Annotated in this window: 25 protein-coding genes; 16 read left to right on the top strand and 9 right to left on the bottom strand. The window is 68.4% G+C overall.

The window, feature by feature from the left end; genetic code table 11:
• The first annotated feature begins 48 nt into the window (after window positions 1-48).
• Window positions 49-1299: an MFS transporter gene (locus AC57B8_RS29605; RefSeq protein WP_496481558.1), complete on the top strand. Its 1251-nt coding sequence runs from the start codon at window positions 49-51 to the stop codon at window positions 1297-1299.
• 40 nt (window positions 1300-1339) lie between these two features.
• Complete coding sequence (locus tag AC57B8_RS29600) at window positions 1340-2089, top strand: sulfite exporter TauE/SafE family protein (RefSeq protein WP_095950752.1); 750 nt, start codon at window positions 1340-1342, stop codon at window positions 2087-2089.
• Between the two features lie 677 nt (window positions 2090-2766).
• On the opposite strand, the gene AC57B8_RS29595 is transcribed toward AC57B8_RS29600, so the two are convergent.
• Complete coding sequence (locus tag AC57B8_RS29595; protein WP_307590444.1) at window positions 2767-3684, bottom strand: AEC family transporter; 918 nt, start codon at window positions 3682-3684, stop codon at window positions 2767-2769.
• A gap of 116 nt (window positions 3685-3800) precedes the next feature.
• On the opposite strand from AC57B8_RS29595, the gene AC57B8_RS29590 reads away from it, so the two are divergent.
• Both AC57B8_RS29590 and xerD read left to right on the top strand, forming a co-directional pair.
• A complete protein-coding gene (locus AC57B8_RS29590; RefSeq protein ID WP_496481557.1) occupies window positions 3801-4775 on the top strand; it encodes a tripartite tricarboxylate transporter substrate binding protein BugE in 975 nt (324 codons plus the stop codon).
• Between the two features lie 67 nt (window positions 4776-4842).
• The gene (gene xerD, locus AC57B8_RS29585; RefSeq protein ID WP_307590446.1) at window positions 4843-5757 is read left to right on the top strand and encodes a site-specific tyrosine recombinase XerD; all 915 of its coding nucleotides are present in this window, start codon (window positions 4843-4845) and stop codon (window positions 5755-5757) included.
• A 14-nt stretch (window positions 5758-5771) separates the two neighbouring features.
• Here the strand turns inward: xerD and AC57B8_RS29580 are convergent, their stop codons facing one another.
• Complete coding sequence (locus AC57B8_RS29580) at window positions 5772-6656, bottom strand: LysR substrate-binding domain-containing protein (RefSeq protein ID WP_095744730.1); 885 nt, start codon at window positions 6654-6656, stop codon at window positions 5772-5774.
• Between the two features lie 250 nt (window positions 6657-6906).
• Between AC57B8_RS29580 and phnD the strand changes: the two genes are divergently transcribed.
• The 9 genes from phnD (at window position 6907) to AC57B8_RS29535 (ending at window position 15029) form a co-directional block, all read left to right on the top strand.
• Complete coding sequence (phnD, locus tag AC57B8_RS29575; RefSeq protein WP_062482233.1) at window positions 6907-7770, top strand: phosphonate ABC transporter substrate-binding protein; 864 nt, start codon at window positions 6907-6909, stop codon at window positions 7768-7770.
• Entirely contained in the window at window positions 7767-8624 is an 858-nt protein-coding gene (gene phnC / locus AC57B8_RS29570) for a phosphonate ABC transporter ATP-binding protein (protein ID WP_139705637.1), read from the top strand. The genes phnD and phnC overlap by 4 nt, the downstream gene beginning before the upstream one ends.
• Window positions 8621-9439 (top strand): phosphonate ABC transporter, permease protein PhnE, encoded by an 819-nt coding sequence (gene phnE / locus AC57B8_RS29565; RefSeq protein ID WP_159272475.1) that lies wholly within the window; start codon window positions 8621-8623, stop codon window positions 9437-9439. The genes phnC and phnE overlap by 4 nt, the downstream gene beginning before the upstream one ends.
• 62 nt (window positions 9440-9501) lie before the next feature.
• On the top strand, window positions 9502-10605 hold the full coding sequence (gene psrA, locus AC57B8_RS29560; RefSeq protein WP_496481556.1) for an iron-containing alcohol dehydrogenase PsrA: 1104 nt from the start codon (window positions 9502-9504) through the stop codon (window positions 10603-10605).
• A 72-nt stretch (window positions 10606-10677) separates the two neighbouring features.
• Window positions 10678-11646, top strand: coding sequence for a Bug family tripartite tricarboxylate transporter substrate binding protein (locus AC57B8_RS29555; protein ID WP_062482231.1), 969 nt, complete (start codon window positions 10678-10680; stop codon window positions 11644-11646).
• A 43-nt stretch (window positions 11647-11689) separates the two neighbouring features.
• Window positions 11690-12682, top strand: a complete 993-nt coding sequence (locus AC57B8_RS29550) for a Bug family tripartite tricarboxylate transporter substrate binding protein (RefSeq protein WP_496482247.1) — start codon at window positions 11690-11692, stop codon at window positions 12680-12682.
• 45 nt (window positions 12683-12727) lie between these two features.
• Window positions 12728-13309, top strand: coding sequence for a TetR/AcrR family transcriptional regulator (locus AC57B8_RS29545; RefSeq protein ID WP_095947288.1), 582 nt, complete (start codon window positions 12728-12730; stop codon window positions 13307-13309).
• 94 nt (window positions 13310-13403) lie between these two features.
• Window positions 13404-14537 (top strand): thiolase family protein, encoded by a 1134-nt coding sequence (locus tag AC57B8_RS29540; protein ID WP_496481555.1) that lies wholly within the window; start codon window positions 13404-13406, stop codon window positions 14535-14537.
• A 39-nt stretch (window positions 14538-14576) separates the two neighbouring features.
• Window positions 14577-15029 (top strand): MaoC family dehydratase, encoded by a 453-nt coding sequence (locus tag AC57B8_RS29535; RefSeq protein ID WP_062474638.1) that lies wholly within the window; start codon window positions 14577-14579, stop codon window positions 15027-15029.
• Window positions 15030-15041: 12 nt separating this feature from the next.
• Here the strand turns inward: AC57B8_RS29535 and AC57B8_RS29530 are convergent, their stop codons facing one another.
• Window positions 15042-15722, bottom strand: coding sequence for a pentapeptide repeat-containing protein (locus tag AC57B8_RS29530; RefSeq protein WP_496481554.1), 681 nt, complete (start codon window positions 15720-15722; stop codon window positions 15042-15044).
• Entirely contained in the window at window positions 15719-16531 is an 813-nt protein-coding gene (locus AC57B8_RS29525; protein WP_095744738.1) for a ferritin-like domain-containing protein, read from the bottom strand. Before AC57B8_RS29525 ends, AC57B8_RS29530 begins: the two co-directional genes overlap by 4 nt.
• A gap of 39 nt (window positions 16532-16570) precedes the next feature.
• On the opposite strand from AC57B8_RS29525, the gene AC57B8_RS29520 reads away from it, so the two are divergent.
• Both AC57B8_RS29520 and hslO read left to right on the top strand, forming a co-directional pair.
• Window positions 16571-17095: a gamma carbonic anhydrase family protein gene (locus tag AC57B8_RS29520; RefSeq protein WP_070059531.1), complete on the top strand. Its 525-nt coding sequence runs from the start codon at window positions 16571-16573 to the stop codon at window positions 17093-17095.
• A gap of 31 nt (window positions 17096-17126) precedes the next feature.
• Window positions 17127-18125, top strand: coding sequence for an Hsp33 family molecular chaperone HslO (gene hslO, locus AC57B8_RS29515; RefSeq protein WP_496481553.1), 999 nt, complete (start codon window positions 17127-17129; stop codon window positions 18123-18125).
• A 12-nt stretch (window positions 18126-18137) separates the two neighbouring features.
• Here the strand turns inward: hslO and AC57B8_RS29510 are convergent, their stop codons facing one another.
• Both AC57B8_RS29510 and AC57B8_RS29505 read right to left on the bottom strand, forming a co-directional pair.
• Complete coding sequence (locus AC57B8_RS29510) at window positions 18138-19013, bottom strand: NAD(P)-dependent oxidoreductase (RefSeq protein WP_496481552.1); 876 nt, start codon at window positions 19011-19013, stop codon at window positions 18138-18140.
• 25 nt (window positions 19014-19038) lie between these two features.
• A complete protein-coding gene (locus AC57B8_RS29505) occupies window positions 19039-19827 on the bottom strand; it encodes an SDR family oxidoreductase (RefSeq protein ID WP_496481551.1) in 789 nt (262 codons plus the stop codon).
• Between the two features lie 106 nt (window positions 19828-19933).
• On the opposite strand from AC57B8_RS29505, the gene AC57B8_RS29500 reads away from it, so the two are divergent.
• A complete protein-coding gene (locus AC57B8_RS29500; RefSeq protein ID WP_496481550.1) occupies window positions 19934-20809 on the top strand; it encodes an AraC family transcriptional regulator in 876 nt (291 codons plus the stop codon).
• A gap of 2 nt (window positions 20810-20811) precedes the next feature.
• On the opposite strand, the gene AC57B8_RS29495 is transcribed toward AC57B8_RS29500, so the two are convergent.
• Genes AC57B8_RS29495 through pnuC form a run of 3 tightly spaced genes read right to left on the bottom strand, consistent with a single transcriptional unit; the run spans window position 20812 to window position 23145 of the window.
• A complete protein-coding gene (locus tag AC57B8_RS29495) occupies window positions 20812-21786 on the bottom strand; it encodes a hypothetical protein (protein WP_496481549.1) in 975 nt (324 codons plus the stop codon).
• Between the two features lie 52 nt (window positions 21787-21838).
• Window positions 21839-22516, bottom strand: a complete 678-nt coding sequence (locus AC57B8_RS29490) for an AAA family ATPase (RefSeq protein ID WP_496482246.1) — start codon at window positions 22514-22516, stop codon at window positions 21839-21841.
• Window positions 22513-23145, bottom strand: coding sequence for a nicotinamide riboside transporter PnuC (gene pnuC, locus AC57B8_RS29485; protein WP_495269503.1), 633 nt, complete (start codon window positions 23143-23145; stop codon window positions 22513-22515). The genes AC57B8_RS29490 and pnuC overlap by 4 nt, the downstream gene beginning before the upstream one ends.
• Between the last annotated feature and the right edge of the window lie 18 nt (window positions 23146-23163).

The raw sequence follows: 23163 nt of genomic DNA, 5'->3' as shown, positions 1-23163 counted from the left end.
TCGGTGCCGCATAGCATCGGTGCCCGCACCGGTTTTTTGTAGCAATCCATGTCATCCACTTCCTCGACAGCCGTTCCCGCCACCACTTTGCGCACCGACGCCCAACTGATCGGGCTGGTCGGCCTGGCGCATGCGGTGAGCCATTTCAGCCAGCTGATCCTGGCGCCGCTGTTTCCCTGGCTGAAGGACGCGTTCAACGTGAGCTACACCGAGCTGGGCGCGGTGCTCACGGTGTTCTTCGTGGTCTCGTGCATCGTGCAGGCGGCCTCGGGCTTCATCGTCGACAAGCTGGGCCCGCGCCCGGTGCTGTTCGTCGGGCTGGGCGCGCTGGGGCTCGCGGCCTTCGGCTATGCCATGGCGCAGAGCTACTGGATGCTGCTGGCCTGCGCCGTGGTCGGCGGCATCGGCAACGGCGTGTTCCACCCGGTCGACTACACGCTGTTCAACCGCAAGGTCGCGCCCACGCGCCTGGGCCATGCCTACAGCGTGCACGGCATCACCGGCAGCCTGGGCTGGGCGTTGGCGCCGGCCTTCGTGGTGCCGATCGCCATCGCCTTCTCGTGGCGTGTGGCGCTGGCCTCGGCCGGCGTGGTGGCGATCGTCGTGCTGCTGATCCTGTGGATCTACCGCAGCGTGCTGGCGCTCGACGCGGCGGCCGTGCACAAGGCCACGGGGCAGGGCGAGCCCGCGCCGGTGGGCGGCGAGTTCGACTTCCTGCGCATCCCGGCCGTGTGGATGTGCTTCGGCTTCTTCTTTTTCTACGCCGCCGTGATCAGCGTGGTGCAGACCTTCGCACCCGTGGCCGCCGGGCATCTGCACGCGGTGCCGGTGGCGCTGGTGGCGGTGTGCCTCACGGTCTACATGGTGGCGAGCGCGGCCGGCATGGTGGTGGGCGGCTTCCTCGCCTCCGACCCTTCGCGCTGCGAGCGCATCGTGGGCGCGGGCTTCGGCGTGGCGGCGGCGCTGGCGCTGGTGCTGGCCTTTGCGCAGTTCCCGCCAGTGATGGTGCCGGTGCTGTTCGGCGCGATGGGTTTCGTCTCGGGCATCGCCGGGCCGTCGCGCGACCTGCTGGTGAAGAAGTCGACGCCGCCCAATGCGACGGGGCGCGTCTACGGCGTGGTGTATGCGGGCCTGGACATCGGGCAGGCCGTGGCACCGCTGGTGTTCGGTCGCCTGATGGACGCCGGCCAGTACACGAGCGTGATCGTCGGGCTGGCGCTGGTGCAGGGTGTGCTGATCGCCAGCGCCTTCAATGTGCGGCGCGTGCGTCGCACGGCGCTGGTGCCTGCGTCGGCTTAGGCCACCTGGGCGCGGGGCGGCGGCCCCTATCATCGGCCGCATGCAAGCCTTGTATGTCTATGTGATCGTCGGCGCTGTGCTGGCGGGTTTTGTGCAGGGCCTGTCGGGCTTTGCCTTCGGCATGGTAGCGATGTCTGTGTGGGCCTGGACGCTGGAGCCGCAACTGGCCGCCGTGCTCGCGCTGTTCGGCGCGCTCACGGGGCAGGTGATCGCAGCGCTCACGGTGCGGCGGTCTTTCGACAAGCGCATCCTCTGGCCCTTCGTGCTCGGCGGCCTGGTCGGCGTGCCCTTCGGTGTCTGGCTGCTGCCGCACCTGGACATCGTGCTGTTCAAGGTGTGCCTGGGCACGCTGCTGGTGCTGTGGTGCCCGGCGATGCTGATGTCGCAGCACTTGCCGAAGATCACTTTTGGCGGTCGCGCAGCGGACGGCGTGGCGGGTGCCATCGGCGGTGTGATGGCGGGCATCGGGGGCTTCTCGGGTGTCGTGCCTACGTTGTGGTGCACGCTGCGCGGTTTCCAGCGTGACACGCAGCGCGCTGTGATCCAGAACTTCAACCTCTCGATGCTGGCTGTGGCATTTGCTGTGCACGTGGCGAGCGGGAGTATTGGGCGGTCGGTTTTGCCGTTGCTGGTGTTGGTCGCTGCGGCTGTTGCGGTGCCGGTGTTGTTGGGGGCTCGGTTGTATATCGGGATCAGTGAAGCGGCGTTTCGCAAGATCGTGTTGAGCTTGTTGACATTGTCTGGGGTTGCTATGTTGGCTTCGGCTTTGCCTGCTTTGCTGGCTCGTTGAATTCCTGTTGTGGGTTTGTTTTCCGAGGCCGGGACTCGCCCCGGCGGGCGACTTACTTTCTTTTGCTTCGCCAAAAGAAAGTAAGCAAAGAAAAGGCGACCCCACTGTCTGCGACCCTCCGCTTCGCTACGGGCAACCTGCGGTGCTCGCGTTTCGCGGGGTCTCGCAGAACTCGCTTCGCTCAAACAGCTGCGAGCCCTGATCCGCGAAACGCTGCGCTCCTCGGCGCAGCCAGAGGGGCTTTGACACCGGGCGGGCCGTCGCTTCGCTCGGCCCGGGAATTTCCAACAGCCGAATCCCGTGCCCGTATCCGTGCTTGCGCTTGCAACCATACGCGCTGCGCACGCACCACTACCAATCCCAGCCGCAGCAGGCGCGCAGCGCCTGCTGCGGCCCACAGGCCGAGCGAAGCGATGGCCCGAGGGGTTCCCCAATCCCTTCTGTATGCGCCGAGGAGCGCAGCGTTTCGCGGATCAGGGCTCGCCCTTGTTTGAGCGAAGCGAGTTTGGGCGAGACCCCGCGAAACGTGAGCACCGCAGGTTGCCCGTAGCGAAGCGGAGGGACGCAGACAGCAGGGTCGCCTTTCTTTTGCCTACGTTTCTTTGGCGAAGCAAAGAAAAGTAGGTCGCCCGCCGGGGCGAGACCCGGCCTCGGAACGTCCTACGACCACGCGGCAACTACCGAGGCAGAGCCAACGCAAACGGCAAGCTAACCACCCCCAAGATCGTAGACAGCGTCACCAGCCCAGCCACATAAGGCCCGTTGTATCCCATCCGAGCCGCCAACACATAAGCACTGGAAGCAGTAGGCACAGCAGAAAAAGCCATCAACACCGAAGCCTGCGTAGCGTCCAGCTTCAGTGCAAGCGACAACCCCCAAGCCACGAGCGGCAAAAAGAAATGCCGTATCGCCAGCACAGACACCGCCAACACCTTCCCCCGCCCCAACGTCGCGAACTGCATCCCCGCCCCCGCCGCAAGCAACCCCAACGCCAGCGACGCAGCCCCGATCCGCGTGAGCGTCGGCGTCAACCAGCCAGGCACCGTGAGCCCCAGCACATTGGCCAGCAGCCCCGCCAGCGTCGCCACGATCAGCGGATTGCGCACCAGCTGCCGCACGAAGCCGGTCTGCGCATGCCGCGTCATCGGCCACACGGCGGCGATGTTGAACATCGGCACGCACACGCCGATCAGCACCGCGATCAGCAGCAGGCCTTCGGGCCCGGCCAGCCGCTCGGCCAGCGCCAGGCAGATGAAGGAGTTGAAGCGGAACGCGATCTGCGCGCTGGCGGCGTGGTCGTGCCGGTCGATGTGCGTGCGCAGGCCCGGCACGAAGGGCAGGGCGTAGGCCATCGCGATGCCGGCCAGCCCGACGCCGACGCCCGCGGTCAGCAGGCTCGAGGTCGCACCGAAGTCGAGCGGGCTGCGCACGATCGAATGGAACAGCAGGACGGGAAATAGAAAGTAATACACCAGGCTCTCGACCTGGTCCCACACGCGGCGGTCGAGCGCGGTGTAGCGGCACAGGAGCCAGCCGATGGCGATGAGGGAGAAATCGGGGAAGAGCAGCTGCGCGTAGTTCACCGCTTCGAGCATAAACCGGCACAACCGTGGGTATTCCACAGCATGACGGAAAGCCCCGACCCGCTAGCATCCGGGCTTCGCTTTTTTCCGGCCGCCCCGGCCGGTTCCGTCAAGTCAAGGAGTTATCGATGCAACGTCGTCAATGGAGCGCGTTCGTGGGCGCTGCCGCGCTGGTCACAGTGGCAGGCCAGAGTTTCGCGCAGGGCTATCCCACCAAGCCGGTCGAACTGAGCGTGCCGTTCGCACCCGGCGGCACGACGGACATCGTGGCGCGCGTGATCGCCGACCCGCTGGGCAAGGTGCTGGGTCAGCCCGTGGTGGTGATCAACCGCGCCGGTGGCGGCGGCATCGTGGGCGCGGCCGAAACGGCGCGTGCGCCCGCCGACGGCTACAAGCTGGGCGTGGCCACGGTGTCGAGCACGGCGGCCAACCCGGCCATCAACCCGAAGACGCCGTACGACCCGATCACCGACTTCACGCCGATCATCAACATCGCGGCCACGCCGAACGTGATCGCCGTGAACCCGAGCTTTCCGGCGAAGAACTACGCCGAATTCGTGGCCGAGCTGAAGAAGAACCCGGGCAAGTATTCGTACGCCTCGTCGGGCACGGGCGGCATCGGCCACCTGCTGATGGAGCTGTACAAGAGCCTGACCACCACCTTCGTCACGCACATCCCGTACCGCGGCGCGGGCCCGGCGTTGAACGACGTGGTGGCCGGCCAGGTGCCGATCATCTTCGACAACCTGCCCTCGGCGATGCCCTTCATCCAAAGCGGCCGCCTGGTGCCGATCGTGGTGTCGGCGCCGACGCGCGTGGCCGGCCTGCCGAACGTGCCGACCTTCAAGGAAGTCGGCCTGGAGCCGGTCAACCGCATGGCCTACTACGGCATCCTCGGCCCCAAGGGCCTGCAGAAGGAAGTGGTCGACAAGATCAACGCCGGCGTGAAGAAGGCGGTGGAAGATCCGGCTGTGAAGAAGCGCATCGAAGACACCGGTTCGCTGATCGTGGCCAATACGCCCGACCAGTTCGCCGCGCAGATCAAGGCCGAGTTCGACGTGTACAAGCAGGTCGTGAAGAAGCAGAACCTCAAGCTCGACTGAGCCTCTTCGCTTCCCCCGAAAGCCGCCCGCGTTCCGGGCGGCTTTTTCTTTTGTTATCTTGCACCGCATGACCGAGGCCGCCGCCGCTCCCCCCACCGCCGACATCGACACCTTCATCGACGCTCTCTGGCTCGAAGACGGGCTGTCGAAGAACACGCTGGCCGCCTACCGCCGCGACCTCGCGCTGTTTGCGCAGTGGCTGCGCGAACAGCGGGGCGGCATGGGCCTGGACGCCGCGCGCGAGACCGACCTGCAGGCCTACATGGGCGTGCGCCTGTCCACCAAGGGCAAGGCGACCTCGGCGAACCGCCGGCTCACGGTGTTCAAGCGCTACTACCGCTGGGCGCTGCGCGAGCGGCGCATCACGGCCGACCCGAGCATCCGCCTCATGCCCGCGCGCCAGATGCCGCGCGCGATCAAGACGCTGTCCGAAAAGCAGGTCGACGACCTGCTGGCCGCGCCCGATGTCGAGAGCCCGCTCGGCCTGCGCGACCGCGCCATGCTGGAGCTGATGTACGCGAGCGGCCTGCGCGTGAGCGAGCTGGTGGCGCTGAAGGCGATCGACATGAGCCTCAACGACGGCGTGCTGCGCGTGCTCGGCAAGGGCAACAAGGAACGCCTCGTGCCCTTCGGCGGCGAGGCGCGGCGCTGGATCGAACGCTACCTCGACGAATCGCGCCCCGTGATCCTCGACGGCCAGCAGACGCCCGACCTGTTCGTGACCGCGCGCGGCGCGGGCATGACGCGCGTGATGTTCTGGGTCATCGTGAAGAAGCAGGCTGCGGCTGCCGGCATCCACGTGCCGCTGTCGCCGCATACGCTGCGCCACGCCTTTGCCACGCACCTGCTGAACCACGGCGTCGACCTGCGTGCGGTGCAGCTGCTGTTGGGCCATGCCGATATCTCGACCACCACCATCTACACGCACGTGGCGCGCGAGCGCCTGAAGCAGCTGCACGCGCAGCACCATCCGCGCGGCTGACGCAGCCTTCGTTCTCAGCCCTTGCGCTTGCGCGCTTCGATGGCGGGCACCAGCGTGTCGTAGAAGGCGCTCACCATGCGCATCTCGCGCCGCTCGGCCAGGCACAGCACGTGGGCGTAGGTAAAAATTTCGGTGTCGCTGAAGCCGACCATGTGCAGGTTCGGCCCCGGCACGAACTCCACGCCCGACACGGCCGCGATGCCCAGGCCTTGCGCCACGGCTTCGCGGATCACTTCGCGGCTGCTGATCTCCATCACCACGTCGACCTCGACTTTGGCTTTGGCCAGTGCCAGTTCGAGCGCCTTGCGCGTGGTCGATCCTTGTTCGCGCAGGATGAGCCGTTCGCCCTGCAGCTCGGCGAGCCGGATGTTGCGCCGCTTCGCGAAGCGGTGCGTGGAGGGCACGAACATCACGACCGGGTGCTGGCTGAAGGGCACCGACAGAAAGCGGTCGTCGCGCACCAGCTGCGCGAGCACGCCGACGTCGGCGCTGTAGTCGAGCAGGCGGTCGAGCACGTCCTGTGAATTGCCGGTGCTCACCGTGACCTTCACGTCGGGGTAGCGCAGGCTGAAGTCGACCAGCATCTTGGTCACGTGGTACGGGCCCACGGCCGCCACGCGCAGGTGGCCGGTGCGAAGCTTGCCGGCGTCGCCGAGCAGTGCCACCGCATCGCCTTCGAGGCTGAAGATCTGCTGCGCCAGTTGCATGAGCTGCTCGCCGATCTCGGTGAGCTGCACGCGCCGGCCGCGCCGGTGAAAGAGCTCGACCTGGTAGGCCTCTTCGAGAAAGCGCACCTGCGTGGTGATGGTGGGCTGGCTCACATGCAGGTGCTCGGCGGCCCGCGTGAAGCTGCCTTCGCGGGCCACGGCATAGAAGGAACGCAGCTGGGTGAGGCGCATCGCGGGAGCCTTTCTGATCTATAGGTTCAGTATATAGATCATCGAAAAAATTTGAATTTGATCGATATGAGTACCAGTGATGTACTCGCGCTCAAGACGGACCAGGCCTCGACAGAAACACGCCGGACGTCCCGAATCCTCGCGTTGTCATGACCATGACACGCACGACTGGAAGACTCGAGACGGGTACTTTTGCCCTTCGAAACGACCTGAGGATTCCATGCAACGCAGACCACTGGAGACAACCATGATGAAGCGTAGAAAGCTGCTGCTCGGCACTGCCGCCGTGACAGCGTCCGCCTTCGTGCCGATGGCACGGGCACAGCAGGTTCTCACTGTCGGGCTGATTCCTTCCGAGGACTCGCGCGCCATGATTGCCAACAGCCAGGCCATGATGGACATGCTGTCCAAGGCCCTCGGTTTCGCGGTCAAGCCCTTCGTGGCGGCCGACTACAACGGCGTGATCGAGGCACTGCGTTCCAAGCGGCTCGACGTGGCCTACCTCGGCCCGTTCTCGTATGTGCTGGGCACCACGGTGGCCGACATCGAGGCCTTCGCGGTGGCCGAGACCAAGAAGGCCGGGCGCACCTCCTATCACAGCCAGATCGTGACCCACAAGGACACCGGCATCAAGACGGTGGCCGACCTCAAGGGCAAGACCTTCGCCTTCGTCGATCCGAGCTCCACCTCGGGCCATCTGTTTCCCAAGGCCGGCCTGCTGAAGGCGGGCTTCAATCCCGACAAGGATTTCGGCCGCGTGATCTTCTCGGGCTCGCACGACTCGAGCGCGATCGCGGTGCAGAACAAGAAGGTCGATGCCGCGGCCATCGCCGACCGCATCCTCGACGCTGCCGTGTCCAAGGGCCTGGTCAAGCGCGAAGACCTGGTCGAGGTCTGGAAGTCGGACCCGATCCCCGAGTCGCCCACCGTGTGGCGCAAGGACCTGCCCGCCGACCTGAAGACGCGCGTGCAGGCCGCCTTCCTGCAGGTGAAGGACATCCCCTGGTCCGACCAGGGCCTGCTCAACGGTTTCCACCCGACCAACGACGCGGCCTACAACATCATCCGCGACACGGCCAAGGTGTTGAACCTCGACCTGAGGAAGATGAAATGATCGAGATCCGCGGGCTGTGCAAGCGCTACGGCGACTTCACCGCGCTCCACCGTGTCGACCTCACGGTGGCCAAGGGCGAGTTCGTCGTCATCCTCGGCGCATCGGGCGCGGGCAAGTCGACGCTGCTGCGTTGCATCAACCACCTGGCCGAGCCGAGCGAAGGCGAGATCCACGTGGACGGCGAGCGCTCGCGCGGCGACCGCGCCGGGCTGCGCAAGGTGCGCCGCGACGTGGCGATGATCTTCCAGCACTACAACGTTGTGCCGCGCCTGTCGGTGCTCAAGAACGTGCTGACGGGGCGGCTGGGTTCGATGCCCGCGCTGTTGTCGTGGTTCCAGGTGTTCCCCGCGAAGGACATCGCCATCGCCCGCGAATGCCTGCGCCGCGTCGAGCTCGACCCCAAGGCCGACCTGCGCACCGACACGCTCTCGGGCGGACAGAAGCAGCGCGTGGGCATTGCGCGCGCGCTGGCGCAAAAGCCCAAGGTGATCCTGGCCGACGAGCCCGTGGCCAGCCTCGATCCGAAGACCTCGCGCAAGGTGCTCAACTACCTGAAGCAGGCCAGCCGGCAGGACGGCATCACGGTGATCTGCAACCTGCACCAGGTCGACTACGCCCGCGAGTTCGCGCAGCGCGTGATCGGCGTGGCGGCCGGACGCATCGTGTTCGAAGGCCGGCCCGACGAACTGACCGACGAGGTGCTGCACCTCATCTATCCGGGCGGCGTGGAAGAGGGCACCGAGGCCGCCGTTGCGGGCGCAGAGCCTGACACCGCAACGCCGAGCGTGCCCGCTGCGGCCCTTCATGCGGCGCCGGTGCGCACCGCCCCGCAACTCGCCATGGAGCAATCATGATCGCCCTCGGACGCTACAACCTGCTGATCGCCAAGAGCGCCGGCAACCCCGGCTGGTGGAAGTACGCCGTGGCCGTGCTCGCCGGCATCGGCGTGTTCTGGTGGGCCGCCATCGGCAGCCAGGTGAGCTTCAGCGAACTCGGCAAAGGCATGCCCTGGATCGCCGACTTCCTGGGGCGCATGCTGCCGCCCAACTGGGAGTTCATGGGCAAGCTCGTGAAGCCGGCCATCGAGACCGTGCAGATCGCGCTGTGGGGCACGCTGCTGGCGGTGATTCTTGCGGTACCGCTGTGCTTCTTTGCGGCGCGCAACATCTCGCCAAACGTCGCCGTATTCCACGCGATGCGGCAGGTGCTGAACATCACGCGCGGCATCAACGAGATCATCCTGGCGCTGATCTTCGTGGCGGCCGTCGGCCTCGGTCCGTTCCCCGGCGTGCTGGCGCTGGCGCTGCATGGCGCGGGCATGCTCGGCAAGTTCTTCGCCGAGTCGATCGAGGAGATCGACCAGGGCCCGATCGAAGCACTGCGCGCCACCGGCGCGGGGCCGATCCAGACCATCATCTTCGGCGTGATTCCGCAGGTGGTCACCGCGTGGATCGGCGTGATCGTCTACCGCTTCGAGACCAACCTGCGCCAGGCCACCGTGCTGGGCATGGTGGGCGCGGGCGGCATCGGCTTCGAGCTCGTGGGCAGCATGAAGCTGTTCCAGTACCAGGACACGGCGACCTGCATCCTGGTGATCGTCGTGATGGTCATGACGGCCGACTACCTCTCGACCCGGCTGCGCGGCTGGATCCAGCAGGGCGCGCGCTGATGACTCGATCGCTCCTCGCGTCTGTCCCCGCGGCTTTGGCCGCCTCCTGAAGAAACCCCTCCATGAGCGCCAATTACCACAACCCCGTGCACAGCGTGTACGGGGCAGGGGCCCTGCTGTCCCTGCCGAAGCTGCTCGAAGGCCGGCGCGCCGCGCTGGTGACCTTTCCCGAGGCGCGCGCGCTGGGCCTGCTGGACCGGCTGGCGTCGGTGCTCGGCGACGCGCTGGCCTGCACGCTCGACCAGACGCGACCCAACCCCGACGTGGCGGAACTGGCCGAAACCTACGAATGGTTCTGGCGCACGCATGCCGACGTGGAGGTGATCGTCGCGGTCGGCGGCGGCAGCGCCATCGACACCGCGAAGGCGCTGATGGTGGCCGACGACCACGGGCGCTTCGCGGACCTGGTGGCGGGCCTCGCGGGCGAGCGGCCCTTCGTGGCAACGCGCCACAAGACGCTCATCGCCGTGCCCACCACGGCCGGCACGGGCAGCGAGGTCACGCCCTGGGCCACCATCTGGGATCGCGAGCGGCAGAAGAAGTACTCGCTGCACCTGCCGCAGACCTGGCCGACCTATGCCGTCATCGACCCCGAGCTGATGCTGTCGCTGCCCGCGGCGGTCACGCTGCAGAGCGGGCTCGATGCGCTGTCGCACGCGCTCGAAGCGATCTGGAACGTCAACGCCAATCCGCTGTCCGACACCTTCGCCGTGGCGGCCGTGCAGGACACGCTGGAGGTGCTGCCGCAACTCATGGTGCGGCTCAACGACGTCGACCTGCGCGGGCGCATGGCACTCGCGGCACTGAAGGCGGGCATGGCGTTTTCCAACACCAAGACCGCGCTCGCGCATTCCATCTCGTACGAGATGACGCTGCGCTACGGCCTGCCGCACGGCATCGCCTGTTCGTTCCCGCTGCCGATGGTGCTGGCGCGCGCCATCGGCCGCCGGCCCGACCGCGACGCGGTGCTGGCGCAGGCGCTGCGCATGCCGCTGGCCGACGCGCCGGCGCAGCTCGCGGCCTTCATCGAATCGCTGGGCGTGAAGACGCGCTTCGCCGACTACGGCGTGGGCGAGGACGAGGCGCGCGAGATGCTGCGCCATGCGCAGGGCGGGGCGCGCGGGCGCAACTTCATTGGCAACGACGTGGAGGCGCAGGGAGCCTGAGCAGGTGCGAGCCGGAGGTCCGGCGATGTTTCAAAATGGATGCTCTTATTCAAGAGACATCGAGAGACATCCATGAACCTTCGCAGACTCTGCACCGGCCTCGCACTGGCCACGACCGCCGGCCTTGCCATCGCCCAGGGCTTTCCCACCGCCAAGCCCATCCGCCTGATCGTCGGCTACCCGCCCGGCGGCGGCATCGACTTCGCGGCGCGCACGGTGCAGGTGCCGCTGCAGGAAGCGCTCAAGCAACAGCTGGTGGTCGACTACAAGCCGGGCGCCAGCGGCATGATCGCAGCCACCGAACTCACGCGCCAGCCGGCCGACGGCTACACGCTGCTGCTGGCCAACACCGGCCCCTTCGCCATCGCGCCGTACCTGCAGAGCAAGCCGCCGTACGACCCGATCAAGCAGTTCACCTACATCGGCCAGATCAGCCAGGGCAGCTACATCGCCGTGACGCGGCCCGACCATCCGGCGAAGAACCTCAAGGAGTTCGTGGCGTGGGCCAAGGGCCAGCCCGGCAAGGTCAACTTCGCCTCGGGCGGCAACGGCACCTCGACGCACCTGAACGGCGAGCTCATGAACCAGGTGACGGGCCTGGACATGACGCATGTGCCGTACAAGGGCAGCGCGCCGGCCGTGCAGGACCTGCTCGGCGGGCAGACGCAGATCCTCATCGACGCGGGCAGCGTGCTGCTGCCGCAGGTGAAGGGCGGCAAGCTCAAGGCGCTGGCCGTGACCGGCCCGGTGCGCGATCCGCAACTGCCCGACGTGCCGACGGTGAAGGAGCTGGGCCTCGCAGGCATGGAAGCAGTCGGCTTCCAGGGCCTGGTCGGCCCCGCCAACATGCCCAAGGAGGTGGTCGATCGCCTGTCGGGTGAACTCGCGAAAGCACTGGCGACGCCCGAGATCAAGGCCAAGTTCGCGACGGCCGGTGCCGAGGTGCATCCGCTCGGCCCGGCGGCCTTTGCGGCTTTCGTCAAGGCGGACAATGAGAAGTGGTCCAAGCTGATCCGCGAGCGCAAGCTGCAGCTGGACTGACCGACTTTCTTCTTCTCCTCGACGCATGCCTTTCATCGACACCATGAACTTCCTCGCCGCCTCCAAGCCTTCGCGCCGCACCACGACCCGGCTGCTCGCCGCCGCGGCGCTGTGTGCGGCCAGCGGCGCGCATGCGCAGGCCGTGCCGCGCACCGTGCGGCTCATCGTGGCCTACCCGGCGGGCGGCGTGAGCGACGTGGTCGCCCGCGCGCTCGGCGACCGGCTCGCCGCGCAGCTGGGCACCACGGTGATCGTCGACAACCGCGCGGGCGCGAGCGGCGCCATCGGCATGGACGCGGTGGCCAAGGCCGCGCCCGACGGTGCGACGCTGGGCTTCTCGGCCATCAGCCCGCTGGTGCTGAGCCCGCACCTGGGCAAGCTGCCGTTCGATCCGCTGAAGGACATCGTGCCGGTGGCCAGCGTGATGTATTCGCCCGTGCTGCTGGTGGCCACGCCCGCCAGCAAGGCGAAGGACTTCCGTGCGCTGATTGCCGAGGCCAAGGCGCAGCCCGGCGCGGTGCGCTGGGCCACGTCGGGGCCGGCCTCGCTCGGGCACATCGTGCTCGAGCAGGTGCGCGCGACGGCCGGCGTGGACATCACGCACGTGCCGTACAAGGGCGGCGGCCAGCAGCTCAACGATGCGCTGAGCGGGCAGTTCGAAATTTTGTCGACCAACGCGAGCCCGACGCTGTCGGCGCACATCCAGTCGGGCAAGCTGCGCCCGCTGGCGGCCGGCGCGCCCGCGCGGCTCGACAGCCTGCCGCAGGTGCCCACGCTGGCCGAACTGGGCTACAGCGCGGCCAACATCCATTCGCTGTTCGGCGTGTTCGTGCCCGCGGGCACGCCGGCGGCGCTGGTCGCGAAGTACAACGCCGAGATCAACAAGGCGCTCGCCAGCCCCGAGCTGCGCGCCAAGCTCACGGCCACCGACAACGTGCCCGCCCCGGGCACGCCGGCCGCCTTCGCCAAGGAAATCGCCAGCGAGTTCGAGAGCAACGGCCGCATCGTGAAGGCCGCGGGCATCAAGGCCGATTGACCCCGGCGCTTGCAGGGGTGAGATTCCCTACCTTATAGTAGGTAGATGCACGACGCTTCCACCCTGGCCCCCGGCGGCACCCGCGATCAGATCCTCGCGGTGGCGCGCGGGCTCATCGAAACCCGTTCGTACCTGGGCTTCAGCTTCCAGGACGTGGCCAACGCGGTGGGCGTGCGCAAGGCCAGCCTCTACCACCACTTTCCCACCAAGGAAGCGCTGGGCATCGCGGTGATCCAGGGCGCCACGCAGGGCTTCAAGGACTGGGTGGCGGCGCGTGCGCGCGAGCCCAAAGACGCGCTCGAATCCTATTTCCGCATGTACCGCAACACGCTGAAGGCCGGCTCGGGCCTGTGCCCGGCGGGCGCGCTGGCGCCGGGCTGGGACTGCATCAACGAAGACCTGCGCCAGGCCGTGCAGGCGCTGCGCAACACGCAGGTGATGTGGCTCACCGGCGTGCTCGGCGCGCTGGTGCCGGCGCAGGCGCAGAAAGACAATCCCGTGGCCTCGCTCGCGGCCTTCGTGTTCTCGTCGTGCCAGGGCGCGCTGCTCGCGTCGCGCATGACGGGCCGCGTCGAAGACTTCGACGACGCCATCGCCCAACTGCGGCGCGCACTGCCGCTCGACTGACCGATCTGTTCCACCACGGGCACGCCGGGCGTGCCTTTTTTTGAACCCCGAAGCCTACCGATTGGAAGGTAGTTTTTCTCCAAGGAGTGTTCCCATGAAAGCCGTGATTTCCGCCTACGCCCGTTCCCCGTTCCACTTCGCCAAGAAGGGCGCGCTGGCCGAAGTGCGCCCCGACACGCTTGCCGCCGGCGTGGTGCAGGGCTTGCTGCAGCGCACCGACCTCGACCCCGCGCTGCTCGAAGACATCATCCTGGGCTGCGCCTACCCCGAGGCGTCGCAGGGCAACAACCTGGCGCGCATCGTCGGGCTGCTGGCCGGGCTGCCGCACGAGGTGGGCGGCATGACGGTGAACCGCTTCTGCGGCTCGTCGATGCAGGCCGTGCACATTGCCGCCGCGCAGATCGAGGCGGGCATGGGCGACGCTTTCCTGTGCGTGGGCGTGGAGTCGATGACGATGGTGCCGCAGGGCGGCTTCAACTTCTCGCCCAGCCCCGAGCTGCTGGCGAACAGCGATGCCTACATCTCAATGGGCGAGACGGCCGAGAACGTCGCGCAGCGCTGGAATGTGAGCCGCGCCGACCAGGAAGCGCTGGCCGTCGAATCGCATCGCAAGGCGACCGAGGCGCGCGCGCAGGGCCGGCTGGCCGGCGAGATCGTGCCGGTGCGTCTGGCCTCCGGCGAGGTGGTCGATGCCGACGGCTGCATCCGCCCCTCGACCTCGGCTGAGGCGCTGGCCAACCTCAAGCCCGCGTTCCGCCCCGACGGCGTGGTCACGGCCGGCACCTCGTCGCCGCTGACCGATGGGGCGGCGGCCGTGCTGGTCACCAGCGACGCCTTCGCCGCCAAGCACGGCCTGAAGCCGCTGGCGCGCATCCGTTCGTTCGCGACCGTGGGCGTCGACCCGGCCGTCATGGGCATCGGCCCGATTCCCGCCACGCGCAAGGCGCTGGCACGCGCTGGGCTGAACGTGGCCGACCTCGACGTGGTCGAGATCAACGAGGCCTTCTCGTCGCAGGCGCTGGCCTGCATCCGCGACCTCGGGCTCGACCCGGCCACCGTCAATCTCGACGGTGGCGGCCTGGCCATCGGCCACCCGCTGGGCGCCACCGGCGCGCGCATCACGGGCAAGGCGGCTGCGCTGCTGGCGCGCGAGAACGGCCGCTATGCGCTGGCCACGCAATGCATCGGCGGCGGGCAGGGCATCGCCACCATCCTCGAGCGCGTCTGATCGCCCGAGAATGACGGGCAACGCAACAAGGAGACTCCCATGGACAAGCTGTATCTCGAAGACCTGAAGGTCGGTGACCGTTTCCAGAGCGGCGAACACCTGCTCGACGCGGCGCAGATCAAGGCCTTCGCGCAGCAGTTCGACCCGCAGCCCTTCCACACCGACGAAGAGGCCGCCAAGAACACCTTCTTCGGCGGGCTGGCTGCGAGCGGCTGGCACACGGCGGCGCTCACGATGAAGCTGCTGGTCGACAGCGGCATCCCGCTGGCCGACGGCATCATCGGCTCGGGCGGCGAGCTGCAGTGGCCCAAGCCTACGCGGCCCGGCGACGTGCTGCATGTGGTGAGCGAAGTGGTCGACATCACGCCCTCGCGCTCCAAGCCCGGCCGCGCGATGGTCTCTATGCGCTGCCAGACGCGCAACCAGCGCGGCGAGGTGCTGCAGTACTTCACGCCGAAGCTGGTGGTGCACAGCCGCACCGCGACGTCCTGATCCTCGGGCGACTCAGACGACGCGCAGGCCCAGTTCCTCGACCAGCGCGGCGGCCTGCCGGTGGGAGATGGTCGCGCCCTTGAACGGCGCGGCGTTGGCCAGCCGCAGGCCGCCCAGGTCCACGTCGCGCAGGTCGGCGCCTTCGAAGCGCGCCAGCTTCAGGTGCGCGTTGCGCAGGCTGCCGCCTTCGAAGATGGTCTCGCGGAAATCGCAGCCCGACAGGTCGGCCTCCGACAGGTCGAGCTGCGCGAGCGTCTGCTTGCGGAACGACAGGCCGCGCAGGTGCGCGTCGACCAGCAGCGAATCCTTGAACACGACGCCCAGCGCCGACACCTCGCCGAAGTGCGCACCCGTGAGCTTCACGCCTGTGAAGAGCGCCGAGGCCAGCTTGGCGCGCGCCCATTGGGTGTTGTTCAGGTCGCAGTCCTGGAAGCGTGCGTTCGTGAGGTCGGCCAGGCCGAAGTCGGCCTGGCGCGCACGGCAACCGACCCAGCGCGTGTCGGCCAGCTGCGCGCGCTCGAACGAGGTTTCGGCGAAGCTGCACAGCGTGAACTGCGCGCCGCGCAGATCGAGGCGCGACAGGTCGGCCTCGTCGAAATGGCAGCGTTCGAAATGCGGCGGCGTGTCGCGGCCCTGCAGGCAGGCCTGCAGTTCGGCGCGTGACCAGGTCTGGTCGGAAATCACTTCGGTCATTCGGGGCGGGAGTCGGTCAGCGCGCGCAGCTCTGCGGGGCTGAAGCCCGCCCGGCCGCGTGCTTCGAGGTTGAAAGGCGGCTTGTGGCGCGGCGCGTCGTAGCGCGCCACCAGGGCCGGGTAGTTGGCTTCGGCGTCGAGCCCGGCGCGCTCGCACAGCCAGCGGTACCAGTGGTTGCCGATGGCCACGTGGCCCACTTCGTCGCGCAGGATGATGTCGAGGATTTCCACGGCACGCAGCGCGTCGGGCGTGTTCACGCGCTTGAGCTTGGACTGGATCAGCGGCGTGGCGTCGAGCCCGCGCGCCTCGAGCGTGCGCGGCACCAGCGCCATGCGCGCGAGCACGTCGTCCTTGGTCTTCTCGCACATGTTCCACAGGCCGTCGTGGCCCGGAAAGTCGCCGTAGCGCCAGCCCATGGCCTGCAGGTGCGTGTGCAGCAGCGTGAAGTGCTGCGCCTCTTCGTCGGCCACGCGCAGCCAGTCGCGGTAGTAGGCCTCGGGCATGCCGTCGTAGCGCCACACGGCGTCCAGCGCGAGGTTGATCGCGTTGAACTCGATGTGGCAGATCGAATGGATCAGCGCGGCGCGGCCTTCGGGCGTGAAGGGCGAGCGCTTCTGCACGGCGGTGGCGGCCACGCGCAGCGGGCGCTCGGGGCGGCCGGGCACACCGTCGTCGTCGCCGAGCGTGCGCAGGGGCTCGAGTGCTATGGAAATGGTAGCTGCCTGTGCAGCCGTGGCGCGCGTGGCGGCCACTTTGTCGTCGGGGTCTGTCAGGCGCAGCGCGGCCAGCGCGCTCAATCGGGGGTGCATCCCTACAATTCTAGTTTTGCCCCTCCGGAGACAACCACGATGGCGATTTACGAATTGGATGGCATTGCACCGCGCCTTGGCGAAGGCGCATGGGTCGCGGACAGCGCCCAGGTCATGGGCAATGTCGAACTGGCCGAGAACGCGAGCGTCTGGTTCGGCGCCGTGCTGCGCGGCGACACCGAGGTGCTGACCATCGGGCGCAACAGCAACATCCAGGACCTGTCGGTGCTGCACGCCGACATCGGCTGCCCGCTGACCATCGGCGACAACGTGACGGTGGGGCACCAGGTGATGCTGCACGGCTGCACCATCGGCGACAACTCGCTGATCGGCATCCAGGCGGTGGTCTTGAATAACGCGAAGATCGGCCGCAATTCGATCGTTGGCGCCGGCAGCGTCGTGACCGAGGGCAAGGAGTTTCCCGACAACTCCCTCATCATCGGCTCGCCCGCCAAGGTGGTGCGCACGCTCGACGATGCGGCTGCCGCCAAGCTGCGCCAGAGTGCGGAGCACTACGTAGAAAACGCCCATCGCTTCGCGAAGGGCCTGAAAAAAATCGCCTGACCCGCGCAGGCACACAGAGAAAGATTCCGTTTTGAGCGAGCTGCACAAATTCCTGTTCGATGGCCTGCCGGTGCGCGGCATGATCGTGCGCCTGACGGATGCGTGGCAGGAGATCCTTGCGCGGCGCGCCTCCAACACCGCCTCCGGCGCCTACCCGCCGCCCGTGGCCGAGCTGCTCGGCGAGATGACGGCCGCGGCCACGCTGATGCAGGCCAACATCAAGTTCAACGGCGCGCTGATCCTGCAGATCTTCGGCGACGGCCCCGTGAAGGTGGCGGTGGCCGAGGCCAAGCCCGACCTGAGCCTGCGCGCCACCGCCAAGGTCATCGGCGACCTGCCGGCCGACGCGCACCTGCCCGACATGGTCAACGTGAACAACAAGGGCCGCTGCGCCATCACGCTCGACCCGAAAGACAAGCTGCCCGGCACCACGCCGTACCAGGGCGTCGTGCCGCTGTTCGGCGACGACGGTCAGAAGCTGGGCAAGCTCAGCGACGTGCTGCAGCACTACATGCTGCAAAGCGAACAGCTCGACACCACGCTGGTGCTCGCCGCCGACGACAAGGTGGCGGCCGGCCTGCTGATCCAGCGCCTGCCCATCAAGGGCGAAGGCAACCTCGAAGGCACCTCGCAGCAGACGCACGACGAGGCGCACCAGGACCAGATCGGCCGCAACGAGGAATACAACCGCATCTCGATCCTGGCGTCGAGCCTCACGCGCGACGAGCTGCTCACGCTCGACGTCGAGACCATCCTGCGCCGCCTGTTCTGGGAAGAGAAGCTGCTGCGCTTCGAACCGCAGGCGGGCCTGCTGGGTCCGCACTTCGCGTGCACCTGTGGCCGCGAACGCGTGGCGCAGATGATCCGCGGCCTCGGCGTGGAAGAGGCCGAGGAAATCCTCGCCGAGCGCGGCGACATCGAGGTCGGCTGCGACTTCTGCGGCAAGCAGTACCGCTTCGACGCGGTCGACACCGCGCAGCTGTTCAAGCCGCTGGGCGACCAGCTGCCGGGCAGCCCGGTCGTCCAGTAAGCGCGACGCGGCTCAAGCGGGCTGCGGCGGTTGCCGCAGCACCTTGACCATCGCGGCCAGGCGCTCGTTGCCCAGGCCGGCGCGCAGCGCGCGCTCGAACTGACCCATCAGGAAATCCGGAAAGCCCGCGTCGAGCTGCGCCTCGTGCGCCTGCTTCACGAACAGCCGGCCCGAGCCCGCGCAGGTGGCCATCGAACTCTCGGGCTCGCCGTACCGGCCGGCGTGGATCGCCTCGCCCTCGGCCTGGATCATTTCGCCGAGCACCGGCGAGATCGCGCCGATCATCTGAGAGAACCCGTCCACCGGCAGTCCTTCGGCTTCGCAGATGCGCACGCCGTGGAAGAAGCCGCTCATCGCACCGAACATGCATGACAGCGTGGCGAGGTCCCAGGCCGCCGCGTTGCCGATCGGCTCGCCCATGTGCTGGATGTTGCCGGCGATGGCGTCGAGCAGCGGCCGGCAGGCGGCAAGGGCGCGTGCCTCGCCGGAGATGAAGAGCGGCGTGTCGGGCCGGCCGATCTGGCCCGGCGTGGCGAGCAGGGCACCGTCGAGGTACGCCACGCCGCTGAGCGCGGCCCAGTCGTCGCGCGCGTCCTGCGGCGTGCCGGTGCTCAGCTGCACCAGCACCTTGCCGCACAGCGCGTCGTGAACGCCGGGCGCGGCGAGGATGGCGCGCGACGCCGGGTAGTCGGCCACGCAGACCAGCACCACGGGGCTGGCCTGCACGGCGGCCAGGGCCGTCGGTGCGAGCACCGTGCCTTGGTTCAGGAGGGGCGTCGCGCGTTCGGCGGTGCGGTTCCACACCGTCAGCGTGAACTTCGACGATTGAAGGGCGCGCGCGAGGGCGATGCCCATGGGGCCGAGGCCGATGAGGGAAACGTCGGTCATGTGAGGTCCTTGGTCAGAAATGGGATCAGGCTGCGCCCGGCGTCAGGCTCTGGCCCAGCCCGCCATCGACGGTGAGGCGCGCACCCGTTGTGAAGGTCGCCTCGAAGGCGAAGAAGAGCACCGCGCGCGCCACTTCGGCCGAGGTGCCGTGGCGCCGCATCGGCGTGATCTGGTCGCCCAGGCGCATGAACTCGGCGCGTTCCTCGGCGCTCGCATCGGTCACGCCGAGCGTGGGCGTGTCGATGAAGCCGGGGCTCACCACGTTCACGCGGATGCCGCGCGTCACCAGCTCGGCCGCGAAGCCCGAGGCCATCGAGCGCAGCGCGGCCTTGGTGGCGCTGTAGACGCTCATGCCGTGCATGCCGCCTTCGTCCGCGATGGACGAGGTGAAGACGATGGCGCTGCCCGCCGGCATCAGCGGTGCCAGGCGCTGCACGGTGAAGAACGGGCCTTTGGTGTTGACGGCGAAGGCGCGGTCGTAGCCGGCCTCGGTCACCTGCTCGAAGGGTTCGAGCGACGAGATGCCCGCGTTGATGTGCAGCAGGTCGATGCGGCCGAAGCGCTCGCGCACGGTGGTGGCCAGTGCATCGATGTTGGTCAGCGAGGCCGTGTCGGATGCCAACACGTGCGCCCGCGCGCCGTACGGGCCGAGCACGCGGCGCGCGGCCTCCAGGTTCTGTGGATTGCGGCCGGTCACAAGCACGTCGGCGCCGCCGTCGAGCAGCGCCTGCGCGGTGGCCAGGCCCATGCCGAGGGTGCCGCCGGTGATGACGGCTTTCTTGCCTGCGTAAGGAGTGTGGGGTGTGGTGTTCATGGCCGTCGATGATCCGGATCGCACGGCTTTCGGTCGCGCACGTTCAGCCGTGGGGGAGCACAAACGGTCGACGACACGCGACGTGCCCGCGGCCCATAATGTTTCGATGAGTGATACCGACCTGGACACCGATCTGCACGGGCACAGTGGTGCGGCGTCCGAGGTGGCGCTGTCGGCCGACAGCTTCGTCGCGCCGCCCGCCACCGACAGCCTGCGCGTCGACGTGCGCCAGACCCCCGGCGGCGTGGTCGGCTACGAGGCGCTGCCCGACCACCGCCTCAAGCTGCACGCGGGCGCGCCGGTGGCGGGCGCCTGCCAGTTCCATCGCTTTCTCTACACACGCGGCGACCTCGACATCCTGCCGGCCGGCAGCACCGACATCTGGCATGAAGAGTCGCCGAGCACCTCGGTCGTGGTGCGCATGGCGCCCGCGCTGCTGGTGCGCACGGCCGACGAGATGGGCCTGCCGGCCGAGCGTGCGGTGCTCGGCGAACGCCACCAGTTCCGCGACCCGCAGATCGAGCACATCGCCTGGGCGCTCGACGCCGAGCGGCGCGCGGGTTTTCCCAATGGCCGGCTCTACACCGACAGCCTCGGCACCGCACTCGCGGTGCAGCTGATCGCGGCCGGCCCGCAGGTGGCGCCGTCACCCGCACAGGGGCTGACCCGGCTGCAACTGAAACGCGTCACGGAGTTCATCGAGGCGCACCTGGACGGCGACCTGTCGCTGGCCGCGCTGGCCGAGGTCGCGGGCCTGAGTGCCTCGCACCTGAAGACGCAGTTCAAGCGCTCCACCGGCCAGGCGGTGCATGCCTACGTGGTGCACCGCCGCGTCGACCGCGCGCGCAGCCTGCTGCTGAACAGCGAGATGCCCGCGAGCCTCGTGGCGCTCGAGAGCGGCTTCTCGCACCAGAGCCACATGGCGCGCTGCATGCGCCGCGTGCTGGGCCTCACGCCCGGCGAGGTGCGGCGCGCGGCCTGAGCTCAGCGCGCTTCGTCGTCGAAGCCGCCGAATGCGATGTCGGGCGCGCTCGTGTTGTGCTTCGAAGGCAGGCTGCGGCCGAAGCGCACCTGCGTGGCGTTCAGCGTCTTCACCTCGGGCAGCGGCAGCGCCTGCTCGGCCGCCTGCGGCGAGGCCTGCCAGCGCACCTCGCTCATGTCGGCGTTGTCGGGGGCCACGTACATCGAGCGCAGCACTGCGAAGGGTTGCTTGGCGCTGGCTGTGGGCTTGGAGAGCGTCACGTCGAGCACAGTGCGGGTGCGGCTGATCTCGGTCACGCGCGCCACGGCGCTGCCGCCGTCGGTGAAGCGCAGGTGGATGGCCAGCGGTTTCGGCACGACGCGGATCGACGCGATGTCCACCACCGGTCGCCCGGCCTGCACGACCGGGCCGAGCAGGAACGACGAGCCGTACACGCCGTCGCCGAAGCGCGCCTCGGGCAGCGGCTTGAGGCGCCAGTAGCCGTCGGACGGGTAGAGCACGATGGCCTCGAGCGCCTTGCCGTTTTCCTTCTTGAACACCTGCAGCAGGTGAAAGCCGCGGTCGTGGCGCGCGCCGACCTGCACCGGCACGCGCGCCGGACGCCAGAAGGTCGGCAGCGTCATGCCGACGATGCGCCACTGCGCGTTGTCGAGCAGCACGACAGTGCGTTGCTTGAAGCGGTGCGCCGGGTCGGTGGGGTGCGCGCCGCCGTCGAAATTGCAGCCCGAAAAATCGGGCGCGGTGACGTCGTTGCCGATAGTGCCCAGGTAGCTGGGTTGCAGCGCTTCGATGCGCAGGCGGCGGATGCCATCGCCGCGTAGCACCATCGACACGTTGTCTTCCTCGGCGCAGGCCGTGGGGGTGGTGGCGTTCTCGACGGTGGCGGCAACGGGGGCTGCAGAAGTGGCACCGGTGGCCAGCAGCAGGGCGAGGAAGGCGGCGGCGGGAGCGCGGCGCGCAGCAATCGAAACGGGCATCGGGTCTCCGGTGAGGGGGAGAGGGCGCGCGAATGCGCAAGAACCGGAAGGCTCAGGGCGGGTCGCGGCGCGCCATCAGGTCGCTGAAGAGCTTATGTTCGCATTCCGGGTCGGAACACTTCTCGCAAGGCCATGTCCACGAGGCGGGCTTGGCGTCGCGGCGGGTGCGCGTGCGGGCACGGCCTTCGTTGCCGGCGATGGTGTTGATCGCATTCCAGGCGTTCGCCAGCCGTTCGCCGCCGCTACCGTGCACGACCGCATACGAGAGCCCGGCGCGCGTGAGCGCGGCGCGCACCAGCGTGTCGGTCGGCTGGCGCGCATGCGGGCCGTCGCGCATGTCGTCGGCCACCCAGGGCAGGTCGAGCGCGGTGAGCAGCGTGATGGCATAGCGCCGCTGCGCGGCGAGGGCGCTGTCGTACAGCGAGGTGTCGGCGAACAGCTGCTCGCTGTAGACCGCCGTCATGAGCGCCGTGGTGTCGGCCACCACCACGCCGGTGGCGGCAGCGGCGTCGATGCGGCGCCCCTGTTCGTCGGCGATGGCCTGCTGCTCGTCGGGGCGCGGCGTGCGGCCTTCGCGCTCGCACCATTCGCGCAGGTACTCGCCCACCAGCGTGACGGGCGTGCCGCGGTCTTGCAGGCGCTGTGCGATGGCGCGCGAGAGCTCGGTCTTGCCCGTGCTCTCGGCGCCCACGAGCGCGATGACGCAGCCGGTCGGCAGGTTCGGCGTCATGCCGGCACCGCCTTCGTCGTGGCCTTCGGCAGGCGTCGCTGCCATGCCAGGAAGCCGGCCACGCTGAGCACGGCGAACACCGCGTACAGCGCTGTCGTGAGCCACAGGCCCTTGTGGATGAACAGGCCCACGCTGACCACGTTCACGGCCAGCCACACGAGCCAGTTCTCGATGAACTTGCGCCCGAGCAGGAACTGCCCGACCAGACTCAGGCCGGTGACGAAGCCGTCCCACCAGGGCACGTCGGTGTTGGTGAAGCGGCGCAGGAAGAGGGCGACCACGGGCCACGCAATGGCGCAGGCCAGGAGGGCGTACGCGGTCCCGCGCGGCGACAGCCGGCTGACCCGCAAGGCGCTGCCGTCGGCGCGAAAGCCGCGCAGCCATTGCGCCCAGCCCCACAGGGCGACGAAAGCGAAGAAGACTTGAAGGGCTGCGTCGCCGTAGATGCGTGCGTTGGCGAACACCACCACGTAGAGCAGCGAGCTGACGATGGCCAGCGGCCAGCCCCAGTGGATCTCGCGCATGTTGCAGCCGACCATCGCGAGCGCGAGCACAGCGGCGACGAGTTCGAGCCAGGTGACGGGAGAGCCCCACAGCGCAAAGGCGGAGGCCGAGAGAAGCTCTGGCATCGAGAAGCGGCGAAAGAA

It is taken from the genome of Variovorax sp. BGA-UO-ETr-C22, assembly GCF_059567965.1.
The sequence above is the reverse complement of the archived record's forward strand: the minus strand, read 5'-3'. Positions and strand labels throughout refer to the sequence as shown.

What these genes read in the sequence shown, in the direction of transcription:
- AC57B8_RS29490 (WP_496482246.1), bottom strand. Translation starts at nt 22,516, where the DNA reads ATGACGCCGAACCTGCCGACCGGCTGCGTCATCGCGCTCGTGGGCGCC.
- psrA (WP_496481556.1), top strand. Translation starts at nt 9,502, where the DNA reads ATGAGCGCCAATTACCACAACCCCGTGCACAGCGTGTACGGGGCAGGG.
- AC57B8_RS29600 (WP_095950752.1), top strand. Translation starts at nt 1,340, where the DNA reads ATGCAAGCCTTGTATGTCTATGTGATCGTCGGCGCTGTGCTGGCGGGT.
- AC57B8_RS29530 (WP_496481554.1), bottom strand. Translation starts at nt 15,722, where the DNA reads ATGACCGAAGTGATTTCCGACCAGACCTGGTCACGCGCCGAACTGCAG.
- AC57B8_RS29510 (WP_496481552.1), bottom strand. Translation starts at nt 19,013, where the DNA reads ATGACCGACGTTTCCCTCATCGGCCTCGGCCCCATGGGCATCGCCCTC.
- AC57B8_RS29595 (WP_307590444.1), bottom strand. Translation starts at nt 3,684, where the DNA reads ATGCTCGAAGCGGTGAACTACGCGCAGCTGCTCTTCCCCGATTTCTCC.
- AC57B8_RS29520 (WP_070059531.1), top strand. Translation starts at nt 16,571, where the DNA reads ATGGCGATTTACGAATTGGATGGCATTGCACCGCGCCTTGGCGAAGGC.
- phnE (WP_159272475.1), top strand. Translation starts at nt 8,621, where the DNA reads ATGATCGCCCTCGGACGCTACAACCTGCTGATCGCCAAGAGCGCCGGC.
- AC57B8_RS29545 (WP_095947288.1), top strand. Translation starts at nt 12,728, where the DNA reads ATGCACGACGCTTCCACCCTGGCCCCCGGCGGCACCCGCGATCAGATC.
- AC57B8_RS29525 (WP_095744738.1), bottom strand. Translation starts at nt 16,531, where the DNA reads ATGCACCCCCGATTGAGCGCGCTGGCCGCGCTGCGCCTGACAGACCCC.
- pnuC (WP_495269503.1), bottom strand. Translation starts at nt 23,145, where the DNA reads ATGCCAGAGCTTCTCTCGGCCTCCGCCTTTGCGCTGTGGGGCTCTCCC.
- AC57B8_RS29580 (WP_095744730.1), bottom strand. Translation starts at nt 6,656, where the DNA reads ATGCGCCTCACCCAGCTGCGTTCCTTCTATGCCGTGGCCCGCGAAGGC.
- phnD (WP_062482233.1), top strand. Translation starts at nt 6,907, where the DNA reads ATGAAGCGTAGAAAGCTGCTGCTCGGCACTGCCGCCGTGACAGCGTCC.
- AC57B8_RS29535 (WP_062474638.1), top strand. Translation starts at nt 14,577, where the DNA reads ATGGACAAGCTGTATCTCGAAGACCTGAAGGTCGGTGACCGTTTCCAG.
- AC57B8_RS29605 (WP_496481558.1), top strand. Translation starts at nt 49, where the DNA reads ATGTCATCCACTTCCTCGACAGCCGTTCCCGCCACCACTTTGCGCACC.
- AC57B8_RS29505 (WP_496481551.1), bottom strand. Translation starts at nt 19,827, where the DNA reads ATGAACACCACACCCCACACTCCTTACGCAGGCAAGAAAGCCGTCATC.
- AC57B8_RS29555 (WP_062482231.1), top strand. Translation starts at nt 10,678, where the DNA reads ATGAACCTTCGCAGACTCTGCACCGGCCTCGCACTGGCCACGACCGCC.
- xerD (WP_307590446.1), top strand. Translation starts at nt 4,843, where the DNA reads ATGACCGAGGCCGCCGCCGCTCCCCCCACCGCCGACATCGACACCTTC.
- AC57B8_RS29540 (WP_496481555.1), top strand. Translation starts at nt 13,404, where the DNA reads ATGAAAGCCGTGATTTCCGCCTACGCCCGTTCCCCGTTCCACTTCGCC.
- AC57B8_RS29495 (WP_496481549.1), bottom strand. Translation starts at nt 21,786, where the DNA reads ATGCCCGTTTCGATTGCTGCGCGCCGCGCTCCCGCCGCCGCCTTCCTC.
- AC57B8_RS29500 (WP_496481550.1), top strand. Translation starts at nt 19,934, where the DNA reads ATGAGTGATACCGACCTGGACACCGATCTGCACGGGCACAGTGGTGCG.
- AC57B8_RS29590 (WP_496481557.1), top strand. Translation starts at nt 3,801, where the DNA reads ATGCAACGTCGTCAATGGAGCGCGTTCGTGGGCGCTGCCGCGCTGGTC.
- phnC (WP_139705637.1), top strand. Translation starts at nt 7,767, where the DNA reads ATGATCGAGATCCGCGGGCTGTGCAAGCGCTACGGCGACTTCACCGCG.
- AC57B8_RS29550 (WP_496482247.1), top strand. Translation starts at nt 11,690, where the DNA reads ATGAACTTCCTCGCCGCCTCCAAGCCTTCGCGCCGCACCACGACCCGG.